At 35.2% G+C, this 20,086-nt stretch carries 12 protein-coding genes; 11 read left to right on the top strand and 1 reads right to left on the bottom strand.

All coding sequences use genetic code 11. From position 1 onward, the window contains the following. Nucleotides 1-198: 198 nt before the first annotated feature. From rpoB to tuf, 7 genes are all read left to right on the top strand, one after another. On the top strand, nucleotides 199-3,750 hold the full coding sequence (gene rpoB / locus CD116_RS12330; protein WP_047428292.1) for a DNA-directed RNA polymerase subunit beta: 3,552 nt from the start codon (nucleotides 199-201) through the stop codon (nucleotides 3,748-3,750). A 165-nt stretch (nucleotides 3,751-3,915) separates the two neighbouring features. After that, nucleotides 3,916-7,512 carry a DNA-directed RNA polymerase subunit beta' gene (rpoC, locus tag CD116_RS12325; RefSeq protein ID WP_078101741.1) on the top strand — a complete coding sequence of 1,199 codons (3,597 nt, stop codon included), beginning with the start codon at nucleotides 3,916-3,918 and terminating at the stop codon, nucleotides 7,510-7,512. Between the two features lie 136 nt (nucleotides 7,513-7,648). Next, nucleotides 7,649-7,903: a ribosomal L7Ae/L30e/S12e/Gadd45 family protein gene (locus CD116_RS12320; RefSeq protein ID WP_047449898.1), complete on the top strand. Its 255-nt coding sequence runs from the start codon at nucleotides 7,649-7,651 to the stop codon at nucleotides 7,901-7,903. 98 nt (nucleotides 7,904-8,001) lie between these two features. Beyond that, entirely contained in the window at nucleotides 8,002-8,415 is a 414-nt protein-coding gene (gene rpsL / locus CD116_RS12315) for a 30S ribosomal protein S12 (protein WP_001142337.1), read from the top strand. 65 nt (nucleotides 8,416-8,480) lie between these two features. Then, nucleotides 8,481-8,951 carry a 30S ribosomal protein S7 gene (gene rpsG / locus CD116_RS12310; protein WP_001137495.1) on the top strand — a complete coding sequence of 157 codons (471 nt, stop codon included), beginning with the start codon at nucleotides 8,481-8,483 and terminating at the stop codon, nucleotides 8,949-8,951. 122 nt (nucleotides 8,952-9,073) lie between these two features. Further along, complete coding sequence (fusA, locus tag CD116_RS12305; RefSeq protein WP_047428304.1) at nucleotides 9,074-11,155, top strand: elongation factor G; 2,082 nt, start codon at nucleotides 9,074-9,076, stop codon at nucleotides 11,153-11,155. A 218-nt stretch (nucleotides 11,156-11,373) separates the two neighbouring features. After that, nucleotides 11,374-12,558, top strand: coding sequence for an elongation factor Tu (gene tuf, locus CD116_RS12300; RefSeq protein WP_047428308.1), 1,185 nt, complete (start codon nucleotides 11,374-11,376; stop codon nucleotides 12,556-12,558). A 678-nt stretch (nucleotides 12,559-13,236) separates the two neighbouring features. On the opposite strand, the gene CD116_RS12290 is transcribed toward tuf, so the two are convergent. Next, a complete protein-coding gene (locus tag CD116_RS12290; protein WP_047530134.1) occupies nucleotides 13,237-14,409 on the bottom strand; it encodes a M20 family metallopeptidase in 1,173 nt (390 codons plus the stop codon). Nucleotides 14,410-14,579: 170 nt separating this feature from the next. Here CD116_RS12290 and CD116_RS12285 point away from each other — a divergent pair, with 170 nt between their 5' ends. The 4 genes from CD116_RS12285 to CD116_RS12270 all read left to right on the top strand — a co-directional run bounded on the left by CD116_RS12285 (nucleotide 14,580) and on the right by CD116_RS12270 (nucleotide 19,897). Then, nucleotides 14,580-15,767, top strand: a complete 1,188-nt coding sequence (locus CD116_RS12285) for a glycine C-acetyltransferase (protein WP_047550180.1) — start codon at nucleotides 14,580-14,582, stop codon at nucleotides 15,765-15,767. 264 nt (nucleotides 15,768-16,031) lie between these two features. Next, nucleotides 16,032-16,907 carry a glyoxalase III HchA gene (hchA, locus tag CD116_RS12280; protein ID WP_047550178.1) on the top strand — a complete coding sequence of 292 codons (876 nt, stop codon included), beginning with the start codon at nucleotides 16,032-16,034 and terminating at the stop codon, nucleotides 16,905-16,907. Nucleotides 16,908-17,065: 158 nt separating this feature from the next. Then, entirely contained in the window at nucleotides 17,066-18,700 is a 1,635-nt protein-coding gene (locus tag CD116_RS12275; protein WP_047530138.1) for a ribulokinase, read from the top strand. Nucleotides 18,701-18,931: 231 nt separating this feature from the next. Next, the gene (locus CD116_RS12270) at nucleotides 18,932-19,897 is read left to right on the top strand and encodes an NAD-dependent epimerase/dehydratase family protein (protein ID WP_047530140.1); all 966 of its coding nucleotides are present in this window, start codon (nucleotides 18,932-18,934) and stop codon (nucleotides 19,895-19,897) included. Nucleotides 19,898-20,086 lie beyond the last annotated feature (189 nt).

Genomic DNA, 20,086 nt, shown 5'->3' with positions numbered 1-20,086 from the left:
TGTTATAGTTATATAATGTAAAAATTTATGTTCAATAAGTGTGTACTTTTACGTTAAATAGATAAGTTAATTAGGAATAAATATAGAATCGAAAATGGTGTCATCATTAGTGTTGCCGTTTTCTTTTTGTCTTTTTATTAATATGCTTATATTATTTAGCTAAAAGCGGATCACATAATTTTTGAGGGGTGAATCTGTTTGGCAGGTCAAGTTGTCCAATATGGAAGACATCGTAAACGTAGAAACTACGCGAGAATTTCAGAAGTATTAGAATTACCAAACTTAATAGAAATTCAAACTAAATCTTACGAGTGGTTCCTTAGAGAAGGTTTAATCGAAATGTTTAGAGACATTTCGCCAATTGAAGACTTTACTGGTAATTTATCATTAGAATTTGTGGATTACCGTTTAGGAGAACCAAAATATGATTTAGAAGAATCTAAAAACCGTGACGCTACTTATGCTGCACCTCTTCGTGTAAAAGTGCGTCTAATAATTAAAGAAACTGGTGAAGTTAAAGAACAAGAAGTTTTCATGGGTGATTTCCCATTAATGACTGATACTGGTACGTTCGTAATCAATGGTGCTGAACGTGTAATCGTATCTCAATTAGTTCGTTCACCATCCGTTTATTTTAATGAAAAAATCGACAAAAATGGTCGCGAAAACTATGATGCAACAATTATTCCTAACCGTGGTGCATGGTTAGAATATGAAACAGACGCAAAAGATGTGGTTTATGTTCGTATCGATAGAACACGTAAATTACCTTTAACAGTATTATTACGTGCATTAGGTTTTTCAAGTGATCAAGAAATTGTTGACCTTTTAGGTGACAATGAATATTTACGTAATACTTTAGAGAAAGATAGCACTGAAAACACAGAACAAGCGTTACTAGAAATCTATGAACGTTTGCGTCCAGGTGAACCACCAACGGTTGAAAATGCTAAGAGTCTATTGTATTCACGTTTCTTCGATCCAAAACGTTATGATCTAGCAAGTGTAGGTCGTTATAAAACAAACAAAAAATTACATTTAAAACATCGTTTGTTCAATCAAAAATTAGCTGAGCCAATCGTTAATACTGAAACTGGAGAAATCGTTGTTGAAGAAGGTACGGTACTTGATCGTCGCAAACTTGATGAAATCATGGACGTTCTTGAAACAAACGCTAACAGTGAAGTGTTTGAATTACATGGTAGTGTTATTGATGAACCAGTTGAAATTCAATCTATCAAAGTTTATGTACCTAATGATGATGAAGAGCGCACTACAACAGTAATTGGTAATGCATTCCCTGATTCGGAAGTTAAATGTATTACGCCAGCAGATATTATTGCTTCAATGAGTTATTTCTTTAACTTATTAAGTGGTATTGGATATACAGATGATATCGACCATTTAGGTAACCGTAGATTACGTTCGGTTGGTGAATTATTGCAAAACCAATTCCGTATCGGTTTATCAAGAATGGAAAGAGTTGTACGTGAGAGAATGTCAATTCAAGACACAGAGTCTATCACACCTCAACAATTAATTAATATTCGTCCTGTAATTGCATCTATTAAAGAGTTCTTTGGTAGCTCACAATTATCACAATTCATGGACCAAGCTAACCCATTAGCTGAGTTAACGCATAAACGTCGTCTATCAGCTTTAGGACCGGGTGGATTAACACGTGAACGTGCTCAAATGGAAGTACGTGACGTTCACTACTCTCACTATGGTCGTATGTGTCCAATCGAAACACCTGAGGGACCAAACATCGGTTTAATTAACTCATTGTCTAGTTATGCACGAGTAAATGAATTTGGATTCATTGAAACACCTTACCGTAAAGTAGACCTAGATACACATGCAATCACAGATCAAATTGACTATTTAACAGCTGATGAAGAGGATAGTTATGTAGTAGCACAAGCAAACTCTAAATTAGATGAAAATGGTCGTTTCATGGATGATGAAGTAGTATGTCGTTTCCGTGGTAACAATACAGTTATGGCCAAAGAAAAAATGGATTACATGGATGTATCACCTAAACAGGTAGTTTCAGCTGCGACTGCATGTATTCCATTCTTAGAAAACGATGACTCTAACCGTGCATTGATGGGTGCGAACATGCAACGTCAAGCAGTACCTTTAATGAATCCAGAAGCACCATTTGTTGGTACTGGTATGGAACACGTTGCAGCACGTGACTCTGGTGCAGCTATTACAGCTAAGCATAGAGGCCGTGTTGAACATGTTGAATCTAATGAAATCCTTGTACGTCGTCTTGTTGAAGAAAATGGCGTTGAACATGAAGGAGAATTAGATCGTTATCCATTAGCTAAATTTAAACGTTCAAACTCAGGTACATGTTACAACCAACGACCAATCGTTGCGGTTGGGGATGTTGTTGAGTACAACGAAATCTTGGCAGATGGTCCATCTATGGAATTAGGTGAAATGGCATTAGGTAGAAACGTTGTTGTCGGATTCATGACTTGGGATGGTTATAACTATGAGGATGCCGTAATCATGAGTGAAAGACTTGTAAAAGATGATGTTTATACATCAATTCATATTGAAGAATATGAATCAGAAGCTCGTGACACTAAGTTAGGACCTGAAGAAATTACAAGAGATATTCCTAATGTTTCTGAAAGTGCACTTAAAAATTTAGATGATCGTGGTATCGTTTATGTTGGTGCAGAAGTTAAAGATGGAGATATTTTAGTTGGTAAAGTAACGCCAAAAGGTGTGACTGAATTAACTGCTGAAGAAAGATTACTACATGCAATCTTTGGTGAAAAAGCACGTGAAGTTAGAGATACTTCATTACGTGTTCCTCACGGTGCTGGTGGTATCGTTCTTGATGTAAAAGTGTTTAATCGTGAAGAGGGTGATGATACGTTATCACCTGGTGTAAACCAATTAGTACGTGTATACATCGTTCAAAAACGTAAAATTCATGTTGGTGACAAAATGTGTGGTCGACATGGTAACAAAGGTGTAATCTCTAAGATTGTTCCTGAAGAAGATATGCCTTACTTACCAGATGGGCGTCCGATTGATATCATGTTAAACCCACTTGGTGTACCATCTCGTATGAATATCGGACAAGTATTAGAGTTACACTTAGGTATGGCTGCTAAGAATCTTGGTATTCACGTTGCATCACCTGTATTTGATGGTGCAAATGACGACGATGTATGGTCAACAATTGAAGAAGCTGGTATGGCTCGTGATGGTAAGACTGTACTTTACGATGGACGTACAGGTGAACCTTTCGATAACCGTATTTCAGTTGGTGTAATGTACATGTTGAAACTTGCGCACATGGTTGATGATAAACTACACGCACGTTCAACAGGGCCATACTCACTTGTTACACAACAACCACTTGGTGGTAAAGCACAATTTGGTGGACAACGTTTTGGCGAGATGGAGGTATGGGCACTTGAAGCATATGGTGCTGCGTACACATTACAAGAAATCTTAACTTATAAATCCGATGATACAGTAGGACGTGTGAAAACATACGAAGCTATTGTTAAAGGTGAAAACATTTCTAGACCAAGTGTTCCAGAGTCATTCCGAGTATTGATGAAAGAATTACAAAGTTTAGGATTAGATGTAAAAGTTATGGATGAGCAAGATAATGAAATCGAAATGACAGACGTTGACGACGATGATGTTGTAGAACGTAAAGTAGATTTACAACAAAACGATGCTCCTGAAACACAAAAAGAAGTTACTGATTAATACGCAATTTACAAAATTAGGCAATAAAGATACTAAACTGAATCATTTAAATTATTCAGTTTAGTACTTTAAGCCATTTTAAATAAATGCAAATCAATCAAATAGCACAGCTAATCTAAATTGAAGGAGGTAGGCTCCTTGATTGATGTAAATAATTTCCATTATATGAAAATAGGCTTAGCTTCACCTGAAAAAATCCGCTCATGGTCATTTGGTGAAGTTAAAAAACCTGAAACAATCAACTACCGTACATTAAAACCTGAAAAAGATGGTCTATTCTGTGAAAGAATTTTTGGACCTACAAAAGACTGGGAATGTAGTTGTGGTAAATACAAACGTGTTCGCTACAAAGGCATGGTCTGTGACAGATGTGGTGTTGAAGTAACTAAATCTAAAGTACGTCGTGAAAGAATGGGACACATTGAACTTGCTGCTCCAGTTTCACATATTTGGTATTTCAAAGGAATTCCAAGTCGTATGGGATTATTACTTGATATGTCACCAAGAGCATTAGAAGAAGTTATTTACTTTGCTTCTTATGTTGTTGTAGATCCAGGTCCAACTGGCTTAGAAAAGAAAACATTACTATCTGAAGCTGAATTCAGAGAATATTATGATAAATACCCTGGTCAATTCGTTGCTAAAATGGGTGCAGAAGGTATCAAAGATTTACTTGAAGAGATTGATTTAGACGAAGAGCTTAAATTATTGCGTGATGAGTTAGAATCAGCTACTGGACAAAGACTTACACGTGCAATTAAACGTTTAGAAGTTGTTGAATCATTCCGTAACTCAGGTAATAAACCTTCATGGATGATTCTAGACGTACTTCCAATTATCCCACCTGAAATTCGTCCAATGGTTCAATTAGATGGTGGACGTTTCGCAACAAGTGACTTGAATGATTTATACCGTCGTGTAATAAACCGTAATAATCGTTTGAAACGTTTATTAGATTTAGGTGCACCTGGTATTATTGTTCAAAATGAAAAACGTATGTTACAAGAAGCCGTTGACGCTTTAATTGATAATGGTCGTCGTGGTCGTCCAGTTACTGGTCCAGGTAACCGTCCATTAAAATCTTTATCTCATATGTTAAAAGGTAAACAAGGTCGTTTCCGTCAAAACTTACTTGGTAAACGTGTTGACTATTCAGGACGTTCAGTTATCGCGGTAGGTCCAAGCTTGAAAATGTACCAATGTGGTTTACCAAAAGAAATGGCACTTGAACTATTTAAACCATTCGTAATGAAAGAATTAGTTCAACGTGAAATTGCAACTAACATTAAAAATGCGAAAAGTAAAATCGAACGCATGGATGATGAAGTTTGGGATGTATTGGAAGAAGTAATTAGAGAACATCCTGTATTACTTAACCGTGCACCAACACTTCATAGACTTGGTATTCAAGCATTTGAACCAACTTTAGTTGAAGGTCGTGCGATTCGTCTACATCCACTTGTAACAACAGCTTATAACGCTGACTTTGATGGTGACCAAATGGCGGTTCACGTTCCTTTATCAAAAGAGGCACAAGCTGAAGCAAGAATGTTGATGTTAGCAGCACAAAACATCTTGAACCCTAAAGATGGTAAACCAGTAGTTACACCATCACAAGATATGGTACTGGGTAACTATTACCTAACTTTAGAAAGAAAAGATGCAGTAAATACAGGCGCAATCTTTAATAATACAAATGAAGTATTAAAAGCATATGCAAATGGCTTTGTACATTTACACACAAGAATTGGTGTACATGCAAGTTCATTCAACAATCCAACATTTACTGAAGAACAAAACAAAAAGATTCTTGCTACGTCAGTAGGTAAAATTATATTCAATGAAATCATTCCAGATTCATTTGCTTATATTAATGAACCTACGCAAGAAAACTTAGAAAGAAAGACACCAAACAGATATTTCATCGATCCTACAACTTTAGGTGAAGGTGGCTTAAAAGAATACTTTGAAAATGAAGAATTAATTGAACCATTCAATAAAAAATTCTTAGGTAATATTATTGCAGAAGTATTTAACAGATTTAGCATCACTGATACATCAATGATGTTAGACCGTATGAAAGACTTAGGATTCAAATTCTCATCTAAAGCTGGTATTACAGTAGGTGTTGCTGATATCGTAGTATTACCAGATAAGCAACAAATACTTGATGAGCATGAAAAATTAGTCGACAGAATTACAAAACAATTCAATCGTGGTTTAATCACTGAAGAAGAAAGATATAATGCAGTTGTTGAAATTTGGACAGATGCAAAAGATCAAATTCAAGGTGAATTGATGCAATCACTTGATAAAACTAACCCAATCTTCATGATGAGTGATTCAGGTGCCCGTGGTAACGCATCTAACTTTACACAGTTAGCAGGTATGCGTGGATTGATGGCCGCACCATCTGGTAAGATTATCGAATTACCAATCACATCTTCATTCCGTGAAGGTTTAACAGTACTTGAATACTTCATCTCAACTCACGGTGCACGTAAAGGTCTTGCCGATACAGCACTTAAAACAGCTGACTCAGGATATCTTACTCGTCGTCTTGTTGACGTGGCACAAGATGTTATTGTTCGTGAAGAAGACTGTGGTACTGATAGAGGTTTATTAGTTTCTGATATTAAAGAAGGTACAGAAATGATTGAACCATTTATCGAACGTATTGAAGGTCGTTATTCTAAAGAAACAATTCGTCATCCTGAAACAGATGAAGTAATCATTCGCCCTGATGAATTAATTACGCCTGAAATCGCTAAGAAAATTACAGACGCTGGTATCGAACAAATGTATATTCGTTCAGCCTTCACATGTAATGCGAGACACGGTGTTTGTGAAAAATGTTACGGTAAAAACCTTGCGACTGGTGAAAAAGTTGAAGTTGGTGAAGCAGTTGGTACAATCGCTGCTCAATCAATTGGTGAACCAGGTACGCAGCTTACAATGCGTACATTCCATACAGGTGGGGTAGCCGGTAGCGATATCACACAAGGTCTTCCTCGTATCCAAGAGATTTTCGAAGCACGTAACCCTAAAGGTCAAGCAGTGATTACGGAAATCGAAGGTGTTGTTGAAGATATTAAATTAGCGAAAGATAGACAACAAGAAATTGTTGTAAAAGGCGCTAATGAAACAAGATCATACCTTGCTTCAGGTACTTCAAGAATTATTGTAGAAATCGGTCAACCAGTACAACGTGGTGAAGTGTTAACTGAAGGTTCTATTGAGCCTAAGAATTACTTGTCAGTTGCTGGATTAAATGCGACAGAAAGCTACTTACTAAAAGAAGTACAAAAAGTTTACCGTATGCAAGGGGTAGAAATCGACGATAAACACGTTGAGGTTATGGTTAGACAAATGTTACGTAAAGTAAGAATTATTGAAGCAGGTGATACGAAGTTATTACCAGGTTCATTAGTTGATATTCATAACTTTACAGATGCGAACAGAGAAGCATTTAAACACCGTAAACGTCCTGCAACAGCTAAACCAGTATTACTAGGTATTACGAAAGCATCACTTGAAACAGAAAGTTTCTTATCTGCAGCATCATTCCAAGAAACAACAAGAGTACTTACAGATGCAGCAATAAAAGGTAAACGTGATGACTTACTAGGACTTAAAGAAAACGTAATTATTGGTAAATTAATTCCAGCAGGTACAGGTATGAGACGTTATAGTGACGTTAAATACGAAAAGACTGCTAAACCAGTTGCTGAAGTAGAAGCTCAAACAGAAGTGACTGAATAACATTTATATAACAGAGGCTAATTCGTTAGCCTCTTGTTATTTTTATGTAAATTATTTGATTTGATGTTGACGAATTCTGTTGTTCAATGTTAATATATTAAAGGTTGATGCAAGCAGAACTTTGGAGGATAAATTATTGTCTAAGGAAAAAGTTGCACGCTTTAACAAACAACATTTTGTAGTTGGTCTTAAAGAAACGCTCAAAGCGTTAAAGAAAGATCAAGTTACATCTTTGATTATTGCTAAAGACGTAGAAGTATATTTAATGACTCGCGTGTTAAGCCAAATCAATCAGAAAAATATACCTGTATCATTTTTCGAGAGCAAGTATGCTTTAGGTAAATATGTAGGTATTAATGTCAATGCGACAATTGTAGCATTGCTTAAATGAGAATTAGTAAGTATTTGTACTTACTAAATTTTATTTAACTTAAAAATGAACCACCTGGATGTGTGGGATTAAAAAGTGAAGAGAGGAGGACATATCACATGCCAACTATTAACCAATTAGTACGTAAACCAAGACAAAGCAAAATCAAAAAATCAGATTCTCCAGCTTTAAATAAAGGTTTCAATAGTAAAAAGAAGAAATTTACTGACTTGAACTCACCACAAAAACGTGGTGTTTGTACTCGTGTAGGTACAATGACACCTAAAAAACCTAACTCAGCGTTACGTAAATATGCACGTGTGCGTTTATCAAATAACATTGAAATCAACGCGTACATTCCTGGTATCGGACATAACTTACAAGAACACAGTGTTGTACTTGTACGTGGTGGACGTGTAAAAGACTTACCAGGTGTGCGTTACCATATCGTACGTGGTGCACTTGATACTTCAGGTGTTGACGGACGTAGACAAGGTCGTTCATTATACGGAACTAAAAAACCTAAAAACTAAGCATTTAGTTCATAGCTAAATCTTAAAATTAAAATATTTAATATAAGGAAGGGAGGATTTACATTATGCCTCGTAAAGGATCAGTACCTAAAAGAGACGTATTACCAGATCCAATTCATAACTCAAAGTTAGTAACTAAATTAATTAACAAAATTATGTTAGATGGTAAACGTGGAACAGCACAAAGAATTCTTTATTCAGCATTCGACTTAGTTGAACAACGCAGTGGTCGTGATGCATTAGAAGTTTTCGAAGAAGCAATCAACAACATTATGCCAGTATTAGAAGTTAAAGCTCGTCGTGTAGGTGGTTCTAACTATCAAGTACCTGTAGAAGTTCGTCCAGAACGTCGTACTACTTTAGGATTACGTTGGTTAGTTAACTATGCACGTCTTCGTGGTGAAAAAACGATGGAAGATCGTTTAGCTAACGAAATTTTAGATGCAGCAAATAATACAGGTGGTGCCGTTAAGAAACGTGAGGATACTCACAAAATGGCTGAAGCAAACAAAGCATTTGCTCACTACCGTTGGTAAGATAAAAGCTTTTACCCTGAGTGTGTTCTATATTAATGATTTTTCATTAAGCGTTCATGCTTAGGGCATCGCCATATCTATCGTATTTATTCAGTAATATAAACTGGAAGGAGAAAAAATACATGGCTAGAGAATTTTCATTAGAAAAAACTCGTAATATCGGTATCATGGCTCACATCGATGCTGGTAAAACGACTACGACTGAACGTATTCTTTATTACACTGGCCGTATCCACAAAATTGGTGAAACACATGAAGGTGCTTCACAAATGGACTGGATGGAACAAGAACAAGACCGTGGTATTACTATCACATCTGCTGCAACGACAGCAGCTTGGGAAGGTCACCGTGTAAACATTATCGATACACCTGGACACGTAGACTTCACTGTAGAAGTTGAACGTTCATTACGTGTACTTGACGGAGCAGTTACAGTACTTGATGCACAATCAGGTGTTGAACCTCAAACTGAAACAGTTTGGCGTCAGGCTACAACTTACGGTGTTCCACGTATCGTATTTGTAAACAAAATGGACAAATTAGGTGCTAACTTCGAATATTCTGTAAGTACATTACACGATCGTTTACAAGCAAATGCAGCGCCAATCCAATTACCAATTGGTGCAGAAGACGAATTCGAAGCAATCATTGACTTAGTTGAAATGAAATGTTTCAAATATACAAATGATTTAGGTACTGAAATTGAAGAAATTGAAATTCCTGAAGAACACTTAGATAGAGCTGAAGAAGCTCGTGCTAGCTTAATCGAAGCAGTTGCAGAAACTAGCGACGAATTAATGGAAAAATATCTAGGTGACGAAGAAATTTCAGTTGCTGAATTAAAAGAAGCTATCCGCCAAGCTACTACTAACGTAGAATTCTACCCAGTACTTTGTGGAACAGCTTTCAAAAATAAAGGTGTTCAATTAATGCTTGACGCTGTAATTGATTACTTACCTTCACCACTAGACGTTAAACCAATCATTGGTCACCGTGCTAGCAACCCTGAAGAAGAAGTAATCGCAAAAGCAGACGATTCAGCTGAATTCGCTGCGTTAGCGTTCAAAGTTATGACTGACCCTTATGTTGGTAAGTTAACATTCTTCCGTGTGTACTCAGGTACAATGACATCTGGTTCATACGTTAAGAACTCAACTAAAGATAAACGTGAACGTGTAGGTCGTTTATTACAAATGCACGCTAACTCACGTCAAGAAATCGATACTGTATACTCAGGAGATATCGCTGCTGCGGTAGGTCTTAAAGATACAGGTACTGGTGATACTTTATGTGGTGAGAAAAATGACATTATCTTGGAATCAATGGAATTCCCAGAGCCAGTTATTCACTTATCAGTAGAACCAAAATCTAAAGCTGACCAAGATAAAATGACTCAAGCTTTAGTTAAATTACAAGAAGAAGACCCAACATTCCATGCACACACTGACGAAGAAACTGGACAAGTTATCATCGGTGGTATGGGTGAGCTTCACTTAGATATCTTAGTAGACCGTATGAAGAAAGAATTCAACGTTGAATGTAACGTAGGTGCACCAATGGTTTCATATCGTGAAACTTTCAAATCATCTGCGCAAGTTCAAGGTAAATTCTCTCGTCAATCAGGTGGTCGTGGTCAATACGGTGATGTTCATATTGAATTCACACCAAATGAAACTGGCGCAGGATTCGAATTCGAAAACGCTATCGTTGGTGGTGTAGTTCCTCGTGAATACATCCCATCAGTTGAAGCTGGTCTTAAAGATGCTATGGAAAATGGTGTCTTAGCAGGTTATCCATTAATTGATGTTAAAGCTAAATTATATGATGGTTCATACCATGATGTCGATTCATCTGAAATGGCCTTCAAAGTTGCTGCATCATTAGCACTTAAAGAAGCTGCTAAAAAATGTGATCCTGTTATCTTAGAACCAATGATGAAAGTGACAATCGAAATGCCTGAAGAATACATGGGTGACATCATGGGTGACGTAACATCTCGTCGTGGACGTGTTGATGGTATGGAACCACGTGGTAATGCACAAGTTGTTAACGCTTATGTACCACTTTCAGAAATGTTCGGTTATGCAACATCATTACGTTCTAACACTCAAGGTCGTGGTACTTACACTATGTACTTCGATCACTACGCTGAAGTTCCAAAATCAATCGCTGAAGATATTATCAAGAAAAATAAAGGTGAATAATATAACTTGTTTTGACTAGCTAGCCTAGGTTAAAATACTAGATGAGCTTAATTCTAAGCTATCATCTTTATAGTTTGATTTTTTGGGATGAATGCATTATAAAAGAATTGTAAAATTCTTTTTGCAATCGCTATAAATAATCTTCTCATGATGGTGAGAAACTATCATGAGAGATAAATTTAAATATTATTTTTAATCAGAATAGGAGAGATTTTATAATGGCAAAAGAAAAATTCGATCGTTCTAAAGAACATGCCAATATCGGTACTATCGGTCACGTTGACCATGGTAAAACTACTTTAACAGCAGCTATCGCTACTGTATTAGCTAAAAATGGTGACTCAGTTGCACAATCATACGACATGATTGACAATGCTCCAGAAGAAAAAGAACGTGGTATCACAATCAATACTTCTCACATTGAGTACCAAACTGACAAACGTCACTATGCTCACGTTGACTGCCCAGGACACGCTGACTACGTTAAAAACATGATCACTGGTGCTGCTCAAATGGACGGTGGTATCTTAGTAGTATCTGCTGCTGACGGTCCAATGCCACAAACTCGTGAACACATTCTTTTATCACGTAACGTTGGTGTACCAGCATTAGTAGTATTCTTAAACAAAGTTGACATGGTTGACGATGAAGAATTATTAGAATTAGTAGAAATGGAAGTTCGTGACTTATTAAGCGAATATGACTTCCCAGGTGACGACGTACCTGTAATCGCTGGTTCAGCTTTAAAAGCTTTAGAAGGCGATGCTAAATACGAAGAAAAAATCTTAGAATTAATGGAAGCTGTAGATACTTACATTCCAACTCCAGAACGTGATTCTGACAAACCATTCATGATGCCAGTTGAGGACGTATTCTCAATCACTGGTCGTGGTACTGTTGCTACAGGCCGTGTTGAACGTGGTCAAATCAAAGTTGGTGAAGAAGTTGAAATCATCGGTTTACATGACACATCTAAAACAACTGTTACAGGTGTTGAAATGTTCCGTAAATTATTAGACTACGCTGAAGCTGGTGACAACATCGGTGCATTATTACGTGGTGTTGCTCGTGAAGACGTACAACGTGGTCAAGTATTAGCTGCTCCTGGTTCAATTACACCACATACTGAATTCAAAGCAGAAGTTTATGTATTATCAAAAGACGAAGGTGGACGTCACACTCCATTCTTCTCAAACTATCGTCCACAATTCTATTTCCGTACTACTGACGTAACTGGTGTTGTACACTTACCAGAAGGTACTGAAATGGTAATGCCTGGTGATAACGTTGAAATGAAAGTAGAATTAATCGCTCCTATCGCGATTGAAGACGGTACTCGTTTCTCAATCCGTGAAGGTGGACGTACTGTTGGATCAGGCGTTGTTACTGAAATCATTAAATAATTTCTAATTTCTTAGAATTTATATAAAAGAAGATCCCTCGATTGAGGGATCTTTTTTTGCTTTTTAGAATATGTGTACATGATCAAGTGCAAGGCATAGTGCCTTTTTAAATGTAACTGATAAATTAATTAACTAAATAAAAATAAGAGGCGGGGTAACGAAATGATAAAGAACCACTTCAAAATAAAGCATTAGTGGTTCGTACACATTAGCTCATCTAAGTGTACTTAAAAAAGGAATACATGAGTAAAACTCATACATAATAAATACTAATTTCTAAAGAAAAAGTATTTATTATGTTGTCCCTCCGAACTTGCACATTATTGTAAGCTGACTTTCCATCACCTTCTTTGTTGGGCCCCGTCACCCCAACTTACAGTGCCTGTAGAAATTGGAAATCCAATTTCTCATTGTTGTGGCCTCGCACCCCAACTTGCATTGCCTGTAGAATTTCATTTCGAAATTCTCTGTGTTGGGGCCCCGCCGGCAAGGTTGACTAGAGTTGAAAAAAGCTTGTTACAAGCGCATTTTCATTCAGTCAACTATTGCCAATATAACATTGTAGAACATAGGACATTGTGAAATGCACCCTTCAAAGTTTTCATTTTTTCAATGTCTACTTTGAAGGGTGCATTTCATTGATTTATTTACCAAACCTTTATAATCATTTATATTTGGTTAACTTTTAAATACGCGTTCTAGTTCTAATATTTTTAAGAAAACTGAAACACCATATTTCAATGACTTTTCATCGATATCAAATTTTGGATTATGATGTGGTGCAGTAATACCTTTATTTTCATTGCCACAGCCAGTTAAAAAGAAAGCACCAGGTCTAACCTTTAAATAATGTGAAAAGTCCTCACCAATCATCATTAAATCTGATTCATTAAACCTTAAGTGCAAGTCATTTGTTGCTGATTTAATAACTTGATACGCCATTTCATTATTATGTACTGGTAAATAACCTTTAATGTAATTCAAGTCATATTCAATATCATTTGCAATTGCTAAACCTTGAAGTAATTTATCTATTTTATGCATCACATGGTCTTGAATATTTGAATCAAATGTACGAACGGTCCCTTTGCAATATGCTTGATCTGGAATAACACTATCTGATGTACCAGATTGAATCATTCCAAATGAGAGTACTGCTTGTTTTACTGGATCAATGGTACGAGATATGATTTTTTGTGCACTCAAGATGAATTCAGCCATGATTACAATCGGATCAATTGTTTCGTGCGGTTTAGCGCCATGTCCACCACGACCTTTAATTGTGACACTAAATTCATCAGGTGATGCCATAATAGCGCCAGCACGTGAATGAATTGTACCCGTAGGATAACCGCTCCATAGATGTGTCCCGTATATTTTGTCTACATTTTCTAAACATCCAGAATCAATCATTTCTTGTGAACCACCCGGCATTATTTCTTCTCCATATTGGAATATTAATACTACATTACCATTCAATAATTGTTTATGTTCATCTAATATTTCAGCGACAGTCAATAAAATTGCTGTATGACCATCATGACCACAAGCATGCATACATCCAGGATTTTTAGATTTATAAGGAACATCGTTTAATTCTTCGACAGGCAATGCATCAAAATCTGCTCTCAATGCAATTGTAGGACCATTTCCATTACCTTTAAATGTTGCCTTAATACCGTTTCTGCCTATAGGTGTTTCAATATCACATGATAGTTGGCTTAATTGGTTAACAATATAATCATGTGTTTGGAATTCTTCAAATGACAATTCAGGATATTGGTGTAAATACCTTCTAAGTTGAATTGTTTTATTTTCTTTACTATTAGCTAATTGAAACCAATCTAACACCTTAATCACTACTTTCTTGAAATATTGATTATAGTATAACATTTAATGAATTTATCATTCCAAATGATTGCTTTAGTATATTTCATATTAATTGATAAGGCTTTCAAGTTTTTTAAAATTCCTGTATGATTAGGGTATTACATAACAATACTAAAGGGGGATTATATACTGTGGTTCAATCATTACATGAATTTTTAGAAGAAAATATAAATTATCTAAAAGATAATGGTTTGTACAATGAAATTGATACAATTGAAGGTGCGAACGGACCAAAAATTAAAATCAATGGGAAATTATATATTAACTTATCTTCAAACAATTATTTAGGACTAGCAACAAATGAAGATTTAAAAAATGCTGCTAAAGCTGCAATCGATTCACATGGTGTAGGTGCCGGTGCTGTGCGCACAATCAATGGTACTTTGGATTTACACGATGAATTAGAAGAAACATTAGCAAAATTTAAAGGTACTGAGGCAGCAATTGCGTATCAATCAGGTTTTAATTGTAATATGGCTGCTATTTCTGCTGTAATGAATAAAAATGATGCAATTTTATCAGATGAACTTAATCATGCATCGATTATCGATGGTTGTCGTTTATCTAAAGCTAAAATTATTCGAGTTAACCATTCAGATATGGATGATTTACGTGCTAAAGCAAAGGAAGCTGTTGAATCAGGTCAATACAATAAAGTGATGTATATCACTGATGGCGTATTTAGTATGGATGGTGATGTGGCTAAATTACCCGAAATTGTTGAAATTGCTGAAGAGTATGGTTTATTAACTTATGTTGATGATGCTCATGGTTCAGGTGTAATGGGTAAAGGTGCTGGAACAGTTAAACATTTTGGCTTACAAGATAAAATTGATTTCCAAATAGGTACTTTATCTAAAGCGATTGGAGTCGTTGGTGGTTATGTTGCAGGTACAAAAGAATTAATCGATTGGTTGAAAGTTCAGTCTCGACCATTTTTATTTTCAACATCATTAGCACCTGGAGATACTAAAGCAATTACAGAAGCAGTTAAAAAGTTAATGGCTTCAACTGAATTACATGACAAGTTATGGGAAAATGCCAAGTATTTAAAAAATGGCTTGTCGAAATTAGGATATAATACCGGTGAGTCTGAAACACCTATTACACCAGTGATTATTGGCGATGAAAAAACAACACAAGAATTTAGTAAACGATTAAAAGATGAAGGCGTCTATGTTAAGTCTATCGTATTTCCAACTGTACCAAGAGGTACTGGACGCGTTAGAAATATGCCTACAGCTGCACATTCAAAAGAAATGTTAGATGAAGCAATTGCAGCTTATGAAAAAGTTGGAAAACAAATGAATTTAATTTAATGTTATATCTTAAGAAACTCACGATAAAATATAGCGTGGGTTTCTTTTTATTATATTGAATAGAAATTTGGAAACTAATTTAATTTTCAAAAGACTTTTACCACTTAAAATAAATCGTTAGAAGATAAAAAATCGAGAATTTATAGCGAAAGTTTAAGTAAACACATGTTTTTGGCTGACAGCTAATTCATTGCCATAAATGTTTAATGAGCGTATTATTTGTCTATAGTTATATTAAATATAGAGAGAAAGTAGGAATTAGCTATGTCACAAGATGTAAATAATTTAAGTAAGCAACCAACTCCAGATAAAGCTGAAGATAACGCGTTTTTCCCCTCACCATATTCATTAAGTCAATATACTGCACCTAAAACTGATTTTGATGGTGTAGAACATAAAGATGCATATAAAGAAGGTAAATGGAAAGTATTGATGATTGCTGCAGAAGAAAGATATGTATTGTTAGAAAACGGCAAAATGTTCTCAACTGGTAATCATCCAGTTGAAATGTTATTACCTTTACATCATTTGATGGAAGCTGGTTTTGATGTTGATGTTGCAACTTTATCAGGTTACCCTGCTAAATTGGAACTATGGGCTATGCCGACTGAAGACGAAGTAGTACTGAGCACTTATAACAAATTAAAAGAAAAATTAAAGCAACCTAAAAAATTATCTGACGTAATCAAAAATGAACTAGGGCCAGATTCAGACTATTTATCAGTATTTATTCCAGGTGGACATGCTGCAGTTGTCGGTATTTCAGAAAGTGAAGATGTTCAACAAACATTAGATTGGGCATTGGAAAATGAACGATTTATAATTACATTATGTCATGGACCAGCCGCACTACTTTCAGCAGGACTTAACAGAGATAAATCTCCATTAGAAGGATACTCTGTTTGTGTATTCCCTGATTCACTAGATGAAGGTGCTAATATTGAAATAGGATATTTACCTGGTCGTTTGAAATGGTTAGTTGCTGATTTATTAACTAAACAAGGATTAAAAGTTGTTAATGACGATATGACAGGTAAAACTTTAAAAGATCGCAAGCTACTTACAGGTGATAGTCCACTTGCTTCAAATGAGTTAGGTAAATTAGCAGTTAATGAAATGTTAAAGGTTATTCAAGACTAATAATTGATTATCAACTAAAAGGGTCTCTCATTTTTATGAGGGATCTTTTTTATAACGATTTTTAAGGCAAGACTTGTAAAATAGTGTCTATTACGAGTATGATTTAAGAAAACGCTTACTAGAGTAGAAGCAGTTAAAAGAGATTCGGGGGAAAGAAAATGTCTTATAGTATTGGAATAGATTTTGGAACTGCATCAGGGCGTGTATTTTTAATTAATACAGCAAACGGTCAAGTTGTTTCAAAATTTGTAAAAGATTATACACATGGTGTGATTGAAAATGAACTCAATGGTTTAAAAATACCACATACATATGCATTGCAAAATAGTAATGATTATCTAGAAATCATAGATGAAGGTATAGCACACTTAATAACTGATTCCAAAATAGATCCAGCTATGATTGTTGGTATTGGTATAGATTTCACCTCATCTACTGTTATATTTACTGATAAATATCTTAATCCTATTCATAATTTAAAGCAATTTAAAAATAATCCACATGCTTATGTAAAATTATGGAAACACCATGGCGCACATAAAGAAGCAGAAAAATTATATCAAACAGCTTTAGAAAACAAAAATGAGTGGTTAGGACATTATGGGTATAATGTGAGTAGTGAATGGATGATTCCCAAAATTATGGAAGTTATGAACCAAGCACCGGAAATTATAGAGAAAACAGCTTATATCATGGAAGCAGGAGATTGGATTGTTAATAAGTTAACTAATAAAAATATACGCTCAAATTGTGGGCTAGGATATAAATCATTTTGGGAAGAAACTGCAGGATTTCATTATGATTTATTTGATAAAATTGACCCTAAATTGTCTGAAGTTATTAAAGAAAAAGTATCTGCACCTATTGTAAATATTGGGGAATCAGTAGGTAAAATATCTGAAAATATGGCTCGAAAATTAGGACTGTCAAAAGAAACTAGGGTAAGTCCATTTATCATCGATGCACATGCTAGCTTATTAGGTATAGGATCCGAAAAAGACAAAGAAATGACAATGGTAATTGGTACGAGTACATGTCATCTGATGTTAAATGAAAAACAACATCAAGTTCCTGGTATTTCAGGCTCTGTTAAAGGAGCTATTATCCCTGAATTATATGCATATGAAGCTGGTCAATCAGCAGTAGGTGACTTGTTTGAATATGTTGCTAAACAATCACCAAAATCATATGTTGATGAAGCTGAAAAAAGAGGCATCACAGTTTTTGAATTGATGAATGAGAAAATAGAACATCAGCTTCCTGGAGAAAGTGGACTCGTTGCTCTTGATTGGCATAATGGAAATAGAAGTGTATTAAGCGATACCAATTTAACAGGATGTCTCTTTGGATTAACTTTACAAACTAAACATGAGGAAGTTTATAGAGCTTATTTGGAAGCAACTGCATTTGGAACAAAGATGATTATGCAACAATATCAAGATTGGCATATGGAAGTAGAGAAAGTATTCGCTTGTGGTGGGATACCTAAAAAGAATGCAATTATGATGGATATATATGCCAATGTTTTAAATAAAAAATTAGTCGTAATGGATAGTGAATATGCACCAGCAATAGGTGCTGCTATACTAGGAGCTGTATGCGGTGGAGCACACAACTCTATACACGAGGCTATTGATGCGATGAAAGAGCCAATACTATATGAAATTGAGCCGGAAGCTGAGAAAGTACAACGATATGAAAAATTATTCAAAGCATATAAATCATTACATGATATCCATGGTTATAAAAAAGCACATATCATAAAAGAAGTTCAACAGCTAAGAAATATGTGAACACATGTTTAATAAAGTATAGCGTAATAATAAAAGAATCTGTCATGAAGTTGCAAATAAGAGCTTTTATGATTTGTAAATCAATATTAATTTTAATATATGCGAACTAATCTATATGTACATGCCATATATACAAGTAAGCGCTTTTATATTATAATTATAGTGAAAATGAATGTTATGTCCGTTTGTGATGGACTAAGGCTATATAGAAGAGACAAAGGAGATATTTCTATGAAAAAAATTATGATAACTGGTGCGTTAGGACAAATTGGTACAGAATTAGTTGTTAAATGTAGAGAAATTTATGGTACAGACAATGTTCTTGCTACGGATATTAGAGAACCTGAAGCAGATTCACCAGTTCAAAATGGACCATTTGAAATATTAGATGTTACAGATCGCGACCGCATGTTTGAGTTGGTTAGGGACTTTGAAGCTGATAGTTTAATGCATATGGCAGCGTTATTATCCGCGACTGCAGAAAAAAATCCAATTCTTGCATGGGATTTAAACATGGGTGGCTTGATGAATGCATTAGAAGCTGCAAGAACATATGACTTACATTTCTTTACGCCAAGCTCAATTGGTGCATTTGGAGAATCAACTCCTAAAGTAAATACGCCACAAGTTACAATTCAGCAACCTACAACTATGTATGGAGTTAATAAAGTGGCTGGAGAATTGCTATGCCAATATTACTTTAAACGTTTTGGTGTCGATACAAGAAGTGTAAGATTTCCAGGTTTAATTTCCCATGTTAAAGAACCAGGAGGCGGTACAACTGACTATGCAGTTGAAATTTACTTTAAAGCAGTTAGAGATGGCCACTATACAAGTTTCATTGATAAAGGAACATATATGGATATGATGTATATGGATGATGCGATTGATGCAATTATTAAACTTATGGAAGCTGACGATGCTAAACTGGAAACAAGGAATGGTTATAATTTAAGTGCAATGAGCTTTGATCCTGAAATGGTAAAAGAAGCAATTCAAGAATATTATCCAGAATTTAAATTAGAATATGATGTTGATCCTATTAGACAAAGTATTGCTGATAGCTGGCCAGATTCTATCGATACAAGTTGTTCACGTGGCGAATGGGGCTTTGATCCAAAATATGATTTAGCGAGTATGACAAAATTAATGTTAGAAGCAATTAAACAAAAAGATACCGTTAAAAATAATAAATAATCATTTCCGTTCACTCTATTACACGGACTACCATTTTAAATTACTCTTCTTTTAAATAAACTACTATATTAATTTCAGTATTACTTACTATTGATATTGAATTTATAGGCGTAGTTCATTTTTAAATGAAGAGTTTTTTTATTCAAAGACCATAATAAAACACAGATTACTTGTTTCTATGAAATTAAT

The organism is Staphylococcus schweitzeri (assembly GCF_002902405.1).
In the GTDB taxonomy this organism is placed as follows: domain Bacteria; phylum Bacillota; class Bacilli; order Staphylococcales; family Staphylococcaceae; genus Staphylococcus; species Staphylococcus schweitzeri.
The sequence above is the reverse complement of the archived record's forward strand: the minus strand, read 5'-3'. Positions and strand labels throughout refer to the sequence as shown.

What these genes read in the sequence shown, in the direction of transcription:
- CD116_RS12275 (WP_047530138.1), top strand. Translation starts at nt 17,066, where the DNA reads ATGTCTTATAGTATTGGAATAGATTTTGGAACTGCATCAGGGCGTGTA.
- rpsL (WP_001142337.1), top strand. Translation starts at nt 8,002, where the DNA reads ATGCCAACTATTAACCAATTAGTACGTAAACCAAGACAAAGCAAAATC.
- fusA (WP_047428304.1), top strand. Translation starts at nt 9,074, where the DNA reads ATGGCTAGAGAATTTTCATTAGAAAAAACTCGTAATATCGGTATCATG.
- rpsG (WP_001137495.1), top strand. Translation starts at nt 8,481, where the DNA reads ATGCCTCGTAAAGGATCAGTACCTAAAAGAGACGTATTACCAGATCCA.
- hchA (WP_047550178.1), top strand. Translation starts at nt 16,032, where the DNA reads ATGTCACAAGATGTAAATAATTTAAGTAAGCAACCAACTCCAGATAAA.
- CD116_RS12270 (WP_047530140.1), top strand. Translation starts at nt 18,932, where the DNA reads ATGAAAAAAATTATGATAACTGGTGCGTTAGGACAAATTGGTACAGAA.
- tuf (WP_047428308.1), top strand. Translation starts at nt 11,374, where the DNA reads ATGGCAAAAGAAAAATTCGATCGTTCTAAAGAACATGCCAATATCGGT.
- rpoC (WP_078101741.1), top strand. Translation starts at nt 3,916, where the DNA reads ATGAAAATAGGCTTAGCTTCACCTGAAAAAATCCGCTCATGGTCATTT.